General features: G+C 55.4%; 1 protein-coding gene. It reads left to right on the plus strand.

Annotation, left to right across the window (positions count from 1 at the left end):
- On the plus strand, positions 1 to 233 hold a 233-nt coding region (locus ACSNOG_RS34085; RefSeq protein WP_436756533.1), incomplete at both ends, for a c-type cytochrome.

Below are 233 nucleotides of genomic sequence, written 5' to 3' on the forward strand. Positions count from 1 at the left end.
GGCTATTGCGCTGATGTTTACGCTTCCAGGCAAGGAGCAGGTGGCGCAGGAAGAGAAGCCAACCATGCCGGAGGTTACTTTGGATGCCGCTGCGGCTGAAGCTACATTGAAAGCCAGCTGTATCTCCTGCCATGGCGATCAGCTCCAGGGCGGTGCAGGTCCGGCTCTGAATCAAGTAGGCGGACATATGGATGCGAACGCAATCTTTAACGTAGTCACCAAGGGACGTAAAG

Origin of the sequence: Streptomyces sp. URMC 124 (assembly GCF_051386455.1) — a bacterium.
Lineage (GTDB): Bacteria > Actinomycetota > Actinomycetes > Streptomycetales > Streptomycetaceae > Streptomyces.